The sequence below is a fragment of the Proteus sp. LHD240705 genome, from assembly GCF_047921555.1.
Taxonomy (GTDB): Bacteria; Pseudomonadota; Gammaproteobacteria; order Enterobacterales; family Enterobacteriaceae; genus Proteus.
On sequence record NZ_JBLRMI010000002.1, the window covers coordinates 301357 to 314603 of the forward strand.

The window sequence follows — 13247 nt, forward strand, 5'->3', positions numbered from 1 at the left end:
AATAGGAAATAGATAATGCCTTGTGGTGAATTCTCCCTTATTAAGCAATATTTCACTTCACAGCCTGTAAAACGAAAAGATGTGAGTACAGGAATTGGAGATGACTGCGCAATATTAACGGTACCTGAAAAGCAACAAGTTGCTATTAGCACCGATACTTTAGTGAGTGGTATTCACTTCCTTCCTTCTATCTCACCTGAAGATTTAGCGTATAAAGCACTGGCTGTAAATATTAGTGACTTAGCTGCCGTTGGTGCAGATCCTTCTTGGGCTTCATTAGCTTTGACACTTCCTGATACAAATAGTGAATGGCTCGAGGCATTCAGCCGCTCCTTCTTTGCATTAGCTGATTATTATGCAATCCAGCTAATCGGAGGTGATACTACTCGTGGTCCTTTGAGCTTAACAATCACAATACAAGGGCTTGTTCCACAAGGAACCGCATTACTTCGTTCTGGCGCTAAAATTGGCGATTGGATCTATGTTACGGGTTTTTTAGGTGATAGCGCGGCAGGGCTTGCTGTATTACAAAATAGATTACAGCCGACAGAAAAAGAGCATAGTGACTATTTTGTTGCAAGGCATTTGCGCCCTCAACCTCGTTTACTGCAAGGTCAAGCATTGCGCCATTTAGCGACATCTGCGATTGATATTTCTGATGGGCTGATTTCAGACTTGGATCATATTCTCACAGCAAGTGGTTGTGGTGCGCGCTTAAATTTAGATGCATTACCTTATTCGCCTGCAATGAAAGCAGAAGTGAGTGAAGAACAAGCGGAGATCTGGGCATTGAGTGGTGGTGAAGATTACGAGCTTTGCTTTACAGTACCAGAAATCAATCGTGGTGCTTTAGAGATCGCATTAGCGCATACAGGTGCAGATTTTCATTGTATTGGTCAAATTATGCCGATTAGCGAAGGCATTCGTTATTTACGAAATGGTGAAGATGTTTACCCTAATCTTAAAGGCTTTGATCACTTTAGTGAGAGTAACGAGTAAGGTTTACTGAAACAAAAAGGCGCTTAATAAGCGCCTTTGAGAATGCTGATAATATCTGAATGAATTAATAAAGGTATTATTAATTTATCTTAGTTTTTCTTCACAAATTCAGATTTTAACTTCATTGGTCCAAAGCCATCAATTTTACAATCAATATTATGGTCGCCTTCCACTAAACGAATACCTTTTACTTTAGTACCAATTTTCAGCATGGTTGAGCTACCTTTGACTTTGAGATCTTTAATCACAGTCACTGAATCGCCATCAGCTAATAAGTTACCGTTAGCGTCTTTAACAATCAATTCATCACTTTCAGCAACAGGCTCAGCATCGTTCCACTCATGAGCACATTCAGGGCACACATACATTGCACCATCTTCATAGGTGTATTCTGAATTGCACTTAGGACAAGAAGGTAATGACATAATAATACTCTCAAATTTTATCAAAATGGGAAGTGATTAATCGTCAAAATGAGGATAACACTTGCCCCATAAATTAAAGGACACATTATCATTTAAGCATGAAAATTCTAAAGCAATACCCTAAATGGCGCTGCATCAGATAATGCGAAAGGGCAATAGTATAATAGATTTGATGGAAATTTGCATCCTTCATGGTCTATGGCGTAAATAACGAGGGAAAGTAGCTAAAATATAGAGGGTTCAATAGGAAATAAAGATAAATAGACATAGTTTTAAAAATTATTTAACTAGTTGATTTTAAATCTTTAATTTTATAAATATAACTAGAAGTAAATGCCCTCATCTTAAAAGAGAGCATCAGTAATAATAGTGCTAACTTTCTTGTTGTTATTTTATGAAATCTATCACCGAGCCACGCTCTATAAGTTTGGGGGTAAGCACCAGAACATTATCATCGGCATCAATGTTTTCCATACGATGCAATAATTGGCTGACAGCGAGTTTTCCCAATTCATCTTTAGGTTGGTGAATAGTCGAAAGCGGTGGGATCATATAAGAGGCTAGGTCGATATCGTCATAACCCATGACGGAAATATCATCAGGTACACGCAAACCTTTTTGGTAAATGGCTTGATAAGCGCCAACAGCCATCGCGTCATTACAGGTAAAAACAGCTTGTGGTAAGACAGAAAGTGAGAGTAATTTTTGCATTGCGTTAAATCCACCTGCAAATTCAAAATCACTGGTTAACACAAACTCGTTTCGAATAGCTAATCCTGCTTTTTGCATCGCATTATAATAACCTTGCAAACGATGTTTTGCAGGAAGCTTATCTTGTGGGCCTGCGATACATGCAATTTCAGTAAAGCCTTTTTCAATCAGATAATTGGTTGCGATTTCTCCCCCGAGCAGAGAGTTATCTTGAATAATATCTCCCCCATATTCAAACGGGGACCAATCCATCATCACCATCGGTAAACGAGGATAACGATTTAGCACTTCATGAGAGGGCGCTCTGGCTTCCGTTGACATCAATAATAAGCCATCAACACGTTTTTGCAGCAAGGTTTCAAGGCTGCTATCCATGCGCTCGTAATCCCCTTCGGTGTTACACAAAATAAGGCTATAGCCTTTTTCATAACAACTGCGTTCAACACCGCGCACAACTTCTGCATAGAACGGGTTACTACTGGCTGTGACTAACATACCGATAGTGTGAGTACAGTTCATTTTTAAACTACGCGCTAAAGCAGAAGGCGCGTAATTTAAGGTTTCGATAGCGTCGTTAACCTTTTTACGAATACCTTCGCTAACATAACGGTTGTTATTGATAACGTGAGAAACAGTTGATGTCGAAACGCCCGCCAAACGGGCGACATCTTTCATTGTTGCCAAAGTACTATGCTCGCTCTGCTAAAAATGATTCGATTTCATGACGCCAAGGAACTGAAGATTGTGCACCATGACGTGTAACTGCAATTGCAGCTGCTGCGTGAGCAAAACGGATAGCCTCAACGGAAGGTTTCCCTTCTAATATTGCAGTGACAAATGCACCGTTAAATGTATCACCTGCGGCAATGGTATCAACTGCTTCGACACGAAAACCGGGAATTATCATGCCTTTTCCTTGTTCACTAAACCATACGCCACGGCTACCCAAAGTGATAAGCACTTGTTTGATACCTTTACGATGTAAGATTTCAGCAGCTTTTGCTGCACCCGCTTCATCATGCACAGAAACGCCTGTTAATATTTCGGCTTCCGTCTCATTTGGAGTGATAACATCAATAAAACTCAGAAATTCATCAGATAAAGGCACTGCTGGAGCAGGATTTAAAATAACTTTCGTGTGATGTGACTTTGCCAGTTTTGCTGCTTCAAAGACTGTCTCTAATGGTGATTCTAATTGCATCAGTAAGGCATCAGCATGCTCAACAACATGATGATATTGCTGAAAATGTGTTGGCGTTAGTGCGCCATTCGCACCTGCAACGATGCTAATTACGTTTTCACCTTGTTCATTAACAAGGATCATCGCGACACCTGTTGGTATCTGCGGAATAATACTAATTGCATCAATATGAATATTATCTGTTTTCAGTTGAGCTATGATTTCACTACCAATTGCATCATCACCGACACAAGCAATAAAGGTAATATCGGCGCCACTACGACCGCAAGCGACAGCTTGATTTGCACCTTTACCACCAAAGGCTATTTTGTATTGATGACCAATAATGGTTTCACCAGGTTTTGGAAATTGTGAAATATTCATAATGTGGTCAACATTGATGCTACCTAGAACAGCAAGGCGAGGTGTCGTCATAGCCTTTATCCTTGTGAAAACGTGTTTTAATGATTAAAGCCACCACGGAGCAATATCACTCCGTGGTATTTGTTGTTGTTATTTTTTTATAACTAACTCAAGCTCGACAGGGATTGTTGCATCCACTTTCTCGCCTTTGAGAATTTTATCTGCAGTTTGAATGCCGATAATACCAATTTGATCTGGGCGTTGAGCGATGGTTGCACCTAACATGCCACGGTTTACCGCTTTGATCCCATCATCTGTACCATCGAAACCAATCACTAATACATCGGTACGACCAGCAGTTTGTAATGCACGTAATGCACCTAATGCCATTTCATCATTTTGTGCAAAAACAGCTTGAACAGCAGGATACGCAGTTAACAGATTTTGCATCACGTTAAGACCTTTGGTGCGGTCAAAATCAGCGGGTTGGCTTGCAAGTACATTCAGTTTATGGGCATCAACGGCTTGTTTAAAACCTTCACCACGTTCACGAGATGCAGATGTTCCTGTGATCCCTTCTAGTTGAATGACTTTGGCGTCATTAGCGACTTTTTCAGCAATATAATCACCTGCCATTTTACCGCCAAGGCGATTATCTGAAGCAACGTGGCTGACGACTTCACCTTTGTTTGCAACACGATCTAAGGTGATAACTGGGATTTTAGCTTTATTGGCTAAAATAACTGCATTCCCCACAGCATCTGAATCTGTCGGATTAATAAGCATTAAACGTGTGCCTTTTACGGTGAGATCTTGCACGTTAGCAAGCTCTTTCGCTGGGTTGTCCATAGAATCTAGAACAACAAGGTCGTAACCTAATCTATTTGCCTCTTTCTGTGCACTGTCTTTCATTGTGACAAAGAAAGGGTTGTTTAGTGTTGAGATAACAAGTGCGATTGATTCTTTTGCCAATGCGTTAGCGCTGATTGTGGCGCTTAATGCAACAACAGAAAGAAGTGTTGCCATTTTTTTAAGTTTCATAATATAAGTTCCTGTCGGGGTTCGGATTAAGAGAATAGAGAGTTATTTTTTGTTATCTACTAAAACAGCAAGTAAGATGACCACCGCTTTTACTATCATTTGATAGTTTGATGATATTCCTAATAAATTCAGTGCATTATTTAAGAATCCTAGAATAAGTGCACCAATTAATGTACCGATAATACGACCTTTACCGCCTGCAAGGCTGGTACCACCGAGAACAACGGCAGCAATCGCATCTAGCTCATAACCATTACCTGCCATTGGTTGTGCTGATGAAAGTCGAGCAACTTCAATGACACTCGCAAGGGCGGCTAATAAACCACATAATGAATAAACGATGATTTTGATTTTATCGACGCTAATACCCGATAAGCGAGTGGCAGATTCATTACCCCCTAGTGCATAGATATAGCGACCTAAACGGGTATGATGTAATAAATACCATGCACTTAAGAAGACAATCATCATGAGCCAAATTGGCGTTGGAATGCCAAATGGGCGACCAATACCAAACCAACTAAACAGATCGGCATTATCACTAAATCCGGTATTAATAGGGCTACCGTCGGTATAGACGCGAGTAACACCGCGCAGTAATAACATCATGACTAACGTAGCAATAAAGGCTTGAACTTTACCTTTAGCAACGATAATTCCTGTTACACCACCAATAGCGGCACCTAATGCCAATGCGCCAACAACAGCAACAAGCGCATTAACATCCGCACCAACCATAGAAGCGGCAACGGCACCTGTTAATGCAAGCAATGAACCAACAGATAAGTCGATACCAGATGTTAAAATAACTAGCGTCATTCCAACCGCCATAATGGCGTTAACCGATGTTTGTTGGAGAATGTTGAAAATATTGTTTAAGGTAAAAAAATTAGGGCTGAGTGTGGAAACCACAACAATCAGAAGTAGCAATGCAATCAGCGATTTTTGCTCTAATAGCCAAGCTTTTGAGAACCAACGTTTTGACGCTGGAATTGAATTCGTGCTCATATCAAACTCCTACTTTAGCGTCATATTGTTTACCAACAGCCGCTGCCATTAGCATTTCTTGTGTGACATTGTGAGCGGAAAACTCACCACTAATACGACCTTCATGCATAACCAGAATACGGTCACTCATTCCCATTACCTCAGGCATTTCAGAAGAAATTAAAATGATGCTTAATCCTTCTTGTTTAAATTTATTAATTAACTGATAAATTTCTTTTTTAGCGCCCACATCAACGCCACGAGTGGGTTCATCAAGAATAAGCACTTTAGGGCGAGTCATTAGGCCTCTTGCGATAGCCACTTTTTGTTGATTTCCCCCAGATAAAAAGCCAATCGTTTGATCCATTGAAGGGGTTTTTATATTGAATAATTTAATAAAATCACCGACAGTGAGTTGCTCTTCTTTATGATTAAGCACACCCATACCGCGGCTAAAATAGCGAAGGGCTGTCAGAGACATATTTTCTTTTACCGACATGCCAAGCACTAAACCATCACGCTTTCTATCTTCAGAAATGTAAACAATGCCTTGTTCCAATCCTTCAACCGGCTTTTTGATTTGGCAGGGTTTACCATCTAATTCAACAGTGCCATTGGTTTTAGGTAATGCGCCGTAGATAATTTTCATTAACTCAGTACGACCCGCGCCCATTAATCCAGAAATGCCCAGAATTTCGCTTTCATGTAATGAGAAACTGACATCATGAACATCTTCGCCACTGAGGTTAATGACGTTAAGTTTGGTTTTTCCTTGAGGGATATTAATACGAGGGTATTGGTCTTCTAACTTACGACCCACCATCATTTCAATCAGAGTGTCTTCTTTTAATGAGGCGACAGGTTTTTCACCAATAAACTGGCCGTCTCGCAGTACAGTCACGTCATCACAAATCTCAAAGATCTCTTTTAGACGATGTGAGATATAAACAATGCCACAACCTTGATCTCTTAGTTCACGAATAACGCTAAATAGAGATTCGGTTTCAGTATCGGTTAACGCATCTGTTGGCTCATCCATGATGATGACTTTTGAGCCAAAGCTAAGAACCTTGGCGATTTCTACCATTTGCTGATCACCAATCGATAATTCAGACACTAAACGGTGACTACTGTAAGCAAGGTTTAATCGGGCTAATAACTTATCAGCCTCTGCATACGTTTTCTTCCAATCGATAGCGCCAAAAGCACGAGTAAACTCACGACCTAAGAAGATATTTTCTGCGATGGTTAATTCTGGAATAAGGTTAAGCTCTTGGTGAATAATGCCTATTCCTGCTTCTTGGGAAGATTTGGGACCATTGAAAGCACAGCTTTTGCCTTGATAAATGACTTCACCCGCATCTTTTTTATAGATCCCAGTCAGCACTTTCATTAGTGTTGATTTGCCTGCCCCGTTTTCACCTACGAGTGCCATTACTCTACCGGGATAAATTCGAAGTGTGGCACCTGATAGTGCTTTTACACCAGGGAATGACTTATCAATATCTTTAAGTTCAAGTAAAGGTTCCATATTGCCCTCAAAAAGTCACACCAGAAAACAACACAATATTGGCATAAGGCGTACATTCACCGGTTCTAATAACAGCTTTATTTTCAGTAAGTTGCTTTTTGAATGCTTCATGTGAAACATACATTATTTGAATAGGTTTCTTCTGCTCTTGTTCTAATAAATTGAGATAAGAGAGGATTTCATTAAACAGAGAGGGATTGATGGTTTTAATTTCTTCCGCCAGCATCACCGCTTCGATTTGCATTTCATGGGTAACGGTTTGTAAGACTGACATAAAGTCAGGAATATCTTGAGTGAGAGCAAGATCAATTCGTTCAACAGAGGAGGGAATTGGTAATCCAGCATCTGCAATAGTGATTTTGTCAGTGTGTCCTAAACGTGAAATTACACTCGAAATAGGACTATTAAGTAATACACCTTTTTTCATGTTTCCTCCTCAGCGAAACGTTTCGCTGTCTACATAGTAGAAAAGAAAGGTGGGAAAACAAGTTTGATTTATTCATATTGTGAGCGTGATCGAAACGTTTCGTTGGCAAACAAAAAGAAAGAAAAATCTAACTGATTGAATAAATTAACGCTGAATGGATTCAAGAAGGAAAGAGGTTATTTTCAGTGAATTTCATAAAAATGTGATGATGGACAAGGTTGTAATAAGGGCGACAATATGGGGTGTGGAAATGTAAACCAGTATGATAAAAGTAGATAAATCACAGCCTAGAAATACATTAACCTCTCCTGTGGTTAATTAGGAGAGGTTTTTTAATCATTTTAATTCAATTAGTTAGCTTGATAAGCCTTAATTGATTTCTCAATACCTTCTGCATCTAATCCTAAGTCAGATCTGATCTCTTCTTGTCCACCTTGTGGTACAAACAGATCAGGTATACCTAAGTTTAGGACAGGTATTAAGCAACGTTCTTGCATGAGTAACTCGTTTACGCCACTGCCAGCACCACCCATAATGGCATTTTCTTCTAGCGTTACCAACATATCATGCTGTTCAGCCAGAGAAAGGATAAGTGATTTATCAAGAGGCTTGATAAAACGCATATCAGCCACAGTTGCATCAAGTTTTTCAGCAACTTCTAACGCTTCTGGTAGTAATGTACCAAAGTTTAAAATCGCAATACCTTTGCCTTGGCGACGAATAATACCTTTACCCATAGGTAGTGGACTAAGTGGTTGCAATTGTGCACCAACACTAGAGCCTCTTGGATAGCGTACGGCAACAGGACCATCTTGATAGTGATAACCTGTGTGAAGCATTTGGCGACACTCATTTTCATCACTTGGCGCCATAATGACCATATTAGGAATGCAGCGTAAGAATGAGAGGTCAAAAGCACCTTGGTGAGTTTGCCCATCTGCTCCCACAATACCACCACGATCAATAGCAAATAAAACAGGCAGTTTTTGAATGGCAATGTCGTGGATCACTTGGTCGTAAGCGCGTTGTAAGAATGTTGAGTAGATAGCAACAATCGGCTTATAACCCCCAATTGCTAAACCTGCTGCAAAGGTAACGGCATGTTGTTCTGCGATCGCAACATCAAAGTATTGTGAAGGGTATTCCTTTGAGAAACGCACCATACCAGAGCCTTCACGCATAGCTGGGGTAATTGCCATGAGTTTTGGATCGGTTGAGGCTTCTTCACATAACCAGTCACCAAAAATTTTGGAAAATGTAGGTCGTGCATTAGGGCTTTTAGGTAATGTCCCAGTTTGAGGATCAAATTTAGGGACTGCGTGCCAGCTAATTGGATCACGCTCAGCAGGCGCATATCCACGACCTTTTTTAGTCATAATATGCAGAAGCTGAGGGCCTTTTAGATCACGCATGTTAGTTAATGTCTGTACTAATGCAATAACATCGTGGCCATCAACAGGACCGATATAGTTGAAGCCCAACTCTTCAAACATGGTGCCTGGGACAACCATGCCTTTGATATGTTCCTCTGTCTTTTTAAGTAATTCTTTAATGGGTGGAATACCTGAAAAGACTTTTTTTCCACCTTCACGCAAGGTGGTATACAGTTTGCCAGATAACAATTGCGCAAGGTGATTATTCAATGCACCAACGTTTTCTGAAATCGACATCTCATTGTCATTAAGTACAACGAGCATATCTGGTTCAATATCTCCTGCGTGATTCATTGCTTCAAAAGCCATACCCGCAGTAATTGCCCCATCACCGATCACACAAACTGTTTTTCTGTTCAGCTTTTCTTGTTCAGCGGCGACAGCCATACCTAAACCTGCACTGATAGAGGTTGAAGAGTGACCGACACAAAGTTTGTCGTATTCACTCTCTTCTCGCCAAGGGAAGGGGTGTAACCCATTCTTTTGACGGATAGTATCAATGCGGTCACGGCGACCCGTTAAGATCTTATGAGGATAGGCCTGATGACCAACATCCCAAATCAGGTTATCAAAAGGGGTTTTATAGACGTAATGAAGAGCAACCGTTAACTCAATAGCACCTAAACCTGAGGCGAAGTGACCACTTGAGCGGCTGACACTGTTAAGAAGAAATAGCCTTAGCTCATCACAGAGTTTAGGTAAACTCTCTTTTGGTAATAGGCGCAAATCTTCTGGTGTTTCAACCAACGCCAATGTGGGATATTTTTCGATATCAATGCTCATGTGATGCCTATTAATTAATCACTTGTAATAGGGAAAGAACAGGTAAGCTGCTCTCTTTATTTTTTATTAGTTTTTCCGTTCGACGATAAAACTCGCTAATTGTTTAAGCGTGGTCGTATCGTACTCGTATTGCTCAAGAAACGCTAAGGCATCCAGTGCTTCGTTATACAATTCCTGTGCTTTCTTTTGAGCTTGCTCTAATCCAAGGAGGGCTGGATACGTGCTTTTTCCTGACTCTTGGTCGCTACCTTGACGTTTCCCAGTTTCTTCCGTACTGCCAATGACATCTAAAATGTCATCTTGTACTTGAAATGCAAGGCCAATAGAGTGGGCATATTTATCTAGTGCGGGTAATACATCATGGCCTTTTGAGCCAGCACTAAATGCGCCTAAGCGAACAGCTGCACGAATTAATGCACCTGTTTTGTGTAAATGGATTTTTTCAAGAGATGCGAGGTCAATCGATTTATCTTCGGCTTCAAGATCAAGTGCCTGACCGCCACACATACCTGCAAGCCCGCTGGCTGTTGCTAATTCAGAAATCATTGCAACACGATCAGCCATTGCAACATCAGGCATTGGATTTTTTGCTAAGATCTCAAAGGCGAGTGTTTGTAATGCATCACCCGCTAAAATTGCGTTGGCTTCGCCAAATTCAATATGACATGTAGGCTTACCACGACGTAAATCATCATCATCCATCGCAGGCAAATCATCATGAATGAGAGAATAAGCGTGAATACATTCCACTGCGGCGGCTGGTGCATCAAGGTTAAGTGCGGGGACTTTAAACATTTCACCCACTGCATAAACAAGGAAAGGACGTAAGCGCTTTCCACCTAAAAGAGCACCATAATGCATGGCTTTACCTAGAGGCATGTCAGTGAATGGTAAAGCGGATAGCGCTTGGTTTAATGCATGATCAACACGCTGGTGGGCGGAATCTAATTTCTGACGGAACGCATCCGTACTTGAAGTTGCGTTACTCAATTATTCTGCCTCTTGGATAAAATCATCAGGAGTTGCATTATCGTCTTCTTTTAGAAGAATACGAACACGCTGTTCAGCGTCTTGTAATGTTTTTTGTCCAACACGGGCTAGACGAACGCCATGTTCAAACTCATTAAGCGCTTCTTCTAAAGGGAGTTCACCGGATTCTAAACGGTTTACGATTTGCTCAAGTTCTTGCATAGATGCTTCGAAACTTGGTGCTTGTGCGATGTCTTCGTTAATTGGTGTCGTTTTCTTAGCCATAATATTTTTGATAATAAAGCATGTTAGCGCTGAATAATAGCGATCATCTTACTACAAGTGAGAAGAAAATTTCTTATTCAGTCGATGATTTTTGCGGGTGAGCCCTAAATATTGGTGATATACTTTGTGACTTTTATAAACTCCAGTCAATTAACATCACTGTAGTTTATGTTTCTACTTAATAACCTATGACCATTGACTATGAAGTTTATTATTAAATTATTCCCCGAAATTACGATCAAAAGCCAATCTGTTCGTATACGTTTTATCAAAATTCTCACTAGCAATATTCGTAATGTACTTAATACATTAGGTGATGAAATCACAGTTGTCCGCAATTGGGATAACATTGTTGTTGTGAGTAAAGATGAAAGCAAAAGTGAAGCGGTATGTGATGCATTAACACGTATTCCTGGTATTCATCACTTTTTACAAGTAGAAGAGCATCCGTATACTGATTTACACAATATTTTTGAGCAAACTTTTGCGGCATTTAAGCATTTAGTTGAAAACAAAACATTTTGTGTTCGTGCCAAACGTCGTGGTAAGCACAGTTTTACTTCAAATGAAGTTGAGCGTTATGTTGGTGGTGGTTTTAACCAACACGTTGAAAGCGCAAAAGTGAAATTAACGCGTCCAGATGTCACCATCAATTTAGAAATTGAAGATGACAAACTTATTTTAGTGAATGCGCGCTATGAAGGTATTGGAGGTTTTCCAATTGGTACACAGGAAGATGTTTTATCACTGATCTCTGGTGGTTATGATTCAGGTGTATCAAGCTATATGTTAATGCGTCGTGGTAGCCGAGTTCACTATTGTTTCTTTAACTTAGGTGGTTCTGCCCACGAAATTGGCGTTAAACAAGTTGCTCATTATTTATGGAACCGTTTTGGCCGTTCACATAAAGTGCATTTCGTTGCTGTTGATTTTGAACCTGTTGTCGCAGAAATCTTAGAAAAAGTCGATGATGGTCAAATGGGCGTTGTATTAAAACGTATGATGGTACGTGCCGCATCCCGTGTTGCAGAACGCTATGGTGTCCAAGCGATTGTAACGGGTGAAGCATTAGGCCAAGTTTCTAGCCAAACTTTAACTAACTTACGTTTAATTGATAATGCGACTGATACGTTAATTTTACGCCCTCTTATCACGCATGATAAAGAGAACATTATCAATATCGCCCGCCAAATTGGTACAGAAGATTTTGCTCGTACAATGCCAGAATTTTGTGGTGTTATTTCAAAAAGCCCAACAGTGAAAGCAGTAAAAGCGAAGATCGAAGCGGAAGAAGAGAAGTTTGATTTTTCTATTCTTGATAACGTTGTTGAAAACGCCAAGAATATGGATATTCGTCGTATTGCAGAAGAAACCGTACAGCAAGTTACTGAAGTTGAAATGGTATCTGAATTTGGCGCTAACGATGTTATTTTGGATATCCGCTCACCTGAAGAGCAAGAAACTTCGCCATTAAAGATAGACGGTGTTGATGTTAAAGAGTTACCTTTCTATAAATTAAGCACCCAGTTTGGTGATTTAGATAAAGCCAAAACTTATTTGCTTTATTGTGATCGCGGAATGATGAGCCGCTTACAAGCGCTGTATTTGCGTGAGCAAGGTTTTGAAAACGTTAAAGTATATCGTAAAAAATAATACGCTAACGATTTGATCTTACGAATAAAAAAGCCACTGAAAAGTGGCTTTTGGGGTTACTGATAATAGCTTATTAGAAATTATTTTGAAATTCTTCTGCTCTTTTCTCTAATACAGCCAGAAATGATGTTTTTGCTATCTCATGAGCATTGGGCGACATAATAGCAATAATTTGATATCTGTTTGGGTAAAGCCAATGTTGACAGTAAACTAAGTAATGATTTGATTTTCTTTGTATTTGAGGTATCTTTTTATTCCATCCTGGTTCAAGTGGCATTCTAATATGTATTTTAGAAATAAGAGATTGACATAACTTGGCATTATTTTCCCAGCGACCATTGGCACCTAAATAATTAGATAATATATTGTCTTCTTTCCAAAGTTTTAATAAGTGAGCATATTCATTGGCGATAGTTTTATATTCAATATCAGGATGTATTGATATTTGAGTCATAAAATA

The 13247-nt window shown here is 39.9% G+C and carries 13 protein-coding genes; 2 read left to right on the forward strand and 11 right to left on the reverse strand.

Annotated features, from left to right (window positions below; all coding sequences use genetic code 11):
* Positions 1–15: 15 nt before the first annotated feature.
* Positions 16–999 carry a thiamine-phosphate kinase gene (gene thiL, locus ACNART_RS04720; protein ID WP_109371748.1) on the forward strand — a complete coding sequence of 328 codons (984 nt, stop codon included), beginning with the start codon at positions 16–18 and terminating at the stop codon, positions 997–999.
* Positions 1000–1088: 89 nt separating this feature from the next.
* On the opposite strand, the gene ACNART_RS04725 is transcribed toward thiL, so the two are convergent.
* The 10 genes from ACNART_RS04725 to xseB form a co-directional block, all read right to left on the reverse strand.
* Positions 1089–1424: a zinc ribbon domain-containing protein YjdM gene (locus tag ACNART_RS04725; protein WP_109371746.1), complete on the reverse strand. Its 336-nt coding sequence runs from the start codon at positions 1422–1424 to the stop codon at positions 1089–1091.
* 387 nt (positions 1425–1811) lie between these two features.
* Complete coding sequence (gene rbsR / locus ACNART_RS04730; protein WP_198619345.1) at positions 1812–2819, reverse strand: ribose operon transcriptional repressor RbsR; 1008 nt, start codon at positions 2817–2819, stop codon at positions 1812–1814.
* A gap of 4 nt (positions 2820–2823) precedes the next feature.
* Complete coding sequence (gene rbsK, locus ACNART_RS04735; RefSeq protein ID WP_198619346.1) at positions 2824–3750, reverse strand: ribokinase; 927 nt, start codon at positions 3748–3750, stop codon at positions 2824–2826.
* Positions 3751–3828: 78 nt separating this feature from the next.
* On the reverse strand, positions 3829–4719 hold the full coding sequence (rbsB, locus tag ACNART_RS04740; RefSeq protein ID WP_109371738.1) for a ribose ABC transporter substrate-binding protein RbsB: 891 nt from the start codon (positions 4717–4719) through the stop codon (positions 3829–3831).
* Positions 4720–4761: 42 nt separating this feature from the next.
* Positions 4762–5727 carry a ribose ABC transporter permease gene (rbsC, locus tag ACNART_RS04745; RefSeq protein WP_069368591.1) on the reverse strand — a complete coding sequence of 322 codons (966 nt, stop codon included), beginning with the start codon at positions 5725–5727 and terminating at the stop codon, positions 4762–4764.
* Between the two features lies 1 nt (position 5728).
* The gene (rbsA, locus tag ACNART_RS04750) at positions 5729–7237 is read right to left on the reverse strand and encodes a ribose ABC transporter ATP-binding protein RbsA (RefSeq protein ID WP_349442743.1); all 1509 of its coding nucleotides are present in this window, start codon (positions 7235–7237) and stop codon (positions 5729–5731) included.
* 7 nt (positions 7238–7244) lie between these two features.
* Positions 7245–7664 carry a D-ribose pyranase gene (gene rbsD, locus ACNART_RS04755; RefSeq protein WP_198619348.1) on the reverse strand — a complete coding sequence of 140 codons (420 nt, stop codon included), beginning with the start codon at positions 7662–7664 and terminating at the stop codon, positions 7245–7247.
* 350 nt (positions 7665–8014) lie between these two features.
* Complete coding sequence (gene dxs / locus ACNART_RS04760; protein WP_198619349.1) at positions 8015–9880, reverse strand: 1-deoxy-D-xylulose-5-phosphate synthase; 1866 nt, start codon at positions 9878–9880, stop codon at positions 8015–8017.
* A 66-nt stretch (positions 9881–9946) separates the two neighbouring features.
* A complete protein-coding gene (ispA, locus tag ACNART_RS04765) occupies positions 9947–10870 on the reverse strand; it encodes a (2E,6E)-farnesyl diphosphate synthase (RefSeq protein WP_198619350.1) in 924 nt (307 codons plus the stop codon).
* Entirely contained in the window at positions 10871–11134 is a 264-nt protein-coding gene (gene xseB / locus ACNART_RS04770; protein WP_023580876.1) for an exodeoxyribonuclease VII small subunit, read from the reverse strand. It abuts the gene before it with no gap.
* Between the two features lie 201 nt (positions 11135–11335).
* On the opposite strand from xseB, the gene thiI reads away from it, so the two are divergent.
* On the forward strand, positions 11336–12787 hold the full coding sequence (gene thiI / locus ACNART_RS04775) for a tRNA uracil 4-sulfurtransferase ThiI (protein WP_109371728.1): 1452 nt from the start codon (positions 11336–11338) through the stop codon (positions 12785–12787).
* A gap of 73 nt (positions 12788–12860) precedes the next feature.
* Here thiI and ACNART_RS04780 read toward each other — a convergent pair whose 3' ends face one another.
* Positions 12861–13241 carry a type II toxin-antitoxin system YafO family toxin gene (locus tag ACNART_RS04780; protein ID WP_196573478.1) on the reverse strand — a complete coding sequence of 127 codons (381 nt, stop codon included), beginning with the start codon at positions 13239–13241 and terminating at the stop codon, positions 12861–12863.
* Positions 13242–13247 lie beyond the last annotated feature (6 nt).

Coding starts and splice junctions, on each gene's coding strand:
- rbsA (WP_349442743.1), bottom strand. CDS start 7,237: ATGGAACCTTTACTTGAACTTAAAGATATTGATAAGTCATTCCCTGGT.
- ACNART_RS04725 (WP_109371746.1), bottom strand. CDS start 1,424: ATGTCATTACCTTCTTGTCCTAAGTGCAATTCAGAATACACCTATGAA.
- thiL (WP_109371748.1), top strand. CDS start 16: ATGCCTTGTGGTGAATTCTCCCTTATTAAGCAATATTTCACTTCACAG.
- rbsD (WP_198619348.1), bottom strand. CDS start 7,664: ATGAAAAAAGGTGTATTACTTAATAGTCCTATTTCGAGTGTAATTTCA.
- thiI (WP_109371728.1), top strand. CDS start 11,336: ATGAAGTTTATTATTAAATTATTCCCCGAAATTACGATCAAAAGCCAA.
- rbsK (WP_198619346.1), bottom strand. CDS start 3,750: ATGACGACACCTCGCCTTGCTGTTCTAGGTAGCATCAATGTTGACCAC.
- rbsC (WP_069368591.1), bottom strand. CDS start 5,727: ATGAGCACGAATTCAATTCCAGCGTCAAAACGTTGGTTCTCAAAAGCT.
- xseB (WP_023580876.1), bottom strand. CDS start 11,134: ATGGCTAAGAAAACGACACCAATTAACGAAGACATCGCACAAGCACCA.
- ACNART_RS04780 (WP_196573478.1), bottom strand. CDS start 13,241: ATGACTCAAATATCAATACATCCTGATATTGAATATAAAACTATCGCC.
- rbsB (WP_109371738.1), bottom strand. CDS start 4,719: ATGAAACTTAAAAAAATGGCAACACTTCTTTCTGTTGTTGCATTAAGC.
- dxs (WP_198619349.1), bottom strand. CDS start 9,880: ATGAGCATTGATATCGAAAAATATCCCACATTGGCGTTGGTTGAAACA.